Below are 1,607 nucleotides of genomic sequence, written 5' to 3' on the forward strand. Positions count from 1 at the left end.
ATTTTCTTTCGTTTTTTTTATACGATTAAATATTTAAAGGGTGGATTTTAAAGGATGAAATAGAAAGGGAAAGTAACGAATCATGGTATAATGATAGCAGACTTACATATTATTTTGTCATTTTGAGAGGAGCTTAAAAATGTATTCTACTTTAGAGCAATTAACAAAGCACCCTGTATTTTATCATTTTGCAGAAATTTCAAAGATTCCTAGAGGATCAGGTAATGAAAAAGAAATTAGTGATTTTTTAGTTGGCTTTGCGAAAGAGCGTAATTTAGAAGTGATTCAAGATGAAGCATTAAATGTCATTATTAAAAAAGAAGCAACTGCTGGTTATGAAAATGTACCAGCTATTATTATTCAAGGTCATATGGATATGGTTTGCGAAAAAAATCAAGCAACCGTACATGATTTTGATAAAGATCCAATTGAATTACGAATTATTGGGGACATGTTATATGCAAATCAAACGACTTTAGGAGCTGATAATGGTATTGCAGTTGCATATGCATTAGCTTTATTAGATTCAAAAGACATTCCGCATCCAGCACTAGAAGTAGTTATTACTACTGAAGAAGAAACGACAATGGGTGGAGCTTTCGCTGTTGATTCAAATCATTTTGAAGGAAAGATTTTTATTAATATTGATTCTGAAGAAGATCATAAATTACTTGTAAGTAGCGCAGGTGGTGCAAAAGCTGTTGAAACGATTCCAGTAATTTGGGATGAAGCACCCGCGAATATGGATGCATACCGTTTATATGTTGGCGGTCTAAAAGGCGGACATTCTGGTATGGAAATTGATAAACAACGTGGTAATGCGAACAAAGTATTAGGACGAGTATTACATGATTTATCAGTAAATATTCAATTTGATATAAGTGAAGTTCACGGTGGATTAAAAACGAATGCAATTCCGCGTGAAAGTGTAGCTACAATTTTATTACGTCAAGAAGATGTAGAGAAGGTAGAAGAAAAGTTAGAATCATGGACACGAGTATTACAAGAAGAAATGCGTGCTGTTGATCCAGATGTTCATGTTACACTTACAAAATTGGATGAGAAAGTAGAAAAAGTATTCGCTAAAGAAACACAAAAGCAACTTATTTCATCATTATTCTTAATTCCAAATGGCATTCAAAGTATGAGCATGGATATTAAAGGTCTAGTAGAAAGCTCAACAAATTTAGGTGTTATTGAAACGTTGCAAGATGAAATTAAATTACGTAACGAAGTGAGAAGTTCTGTAAGTAGTTTAAAACAACATATTGCAGATGAGATTAAATGTATTGCGGAATTAGTTGGCGCAACATTTGAAATAGAGTCAGAGTATCCAGAATGGCCATACAATCCGAATTCACAAATTCGTAATTTATTTGAAAAAGTACATCAAGAAAAATACAATAAAGATGTTGAAATCTTCGCTGTACACGCTGGGATTGAATGCAGTGTATTCGTTCAAAAGATGCCTGAATTAGATGCAATTTCATTCGGTCCAGATATATTCAATGTCCATACTCCAGATGAACATATTAGTATTTCTTCTGTTGTGAATAACTGGGGATTCTTCGTTGATGTAATGAAAGGTACGAAAGAATTAGCTAAGT

1 protein-coding gene is annotated in these 1,607 nt (G+C 33.0%); it reads left to right on the forward strand.

Annotation, left to right across the window (positions count from 1 at the left end; translation table 11 throughout):
• Positions 1-139 precede the first annotated feature (139 nt).
• Positions 140-1,607, forward strand: a 1,468-nt coding sequence (locus KI369_RS28050) for a beta-Ala-His dipeptidase (protein WP_071729142.1), incomplete at its 3' end; no start/stop codon positions are given.

The sequence above is a fragment of the Bacillus sanguinis genome, assembly GCF_018332475.1.
GTDB classification, from domain to species: Bacteria; Bacillota; Bacilli; order Bacillales; family Bacillaceae_G; genus Bacillus_A; species Bacillus_A sanguinis.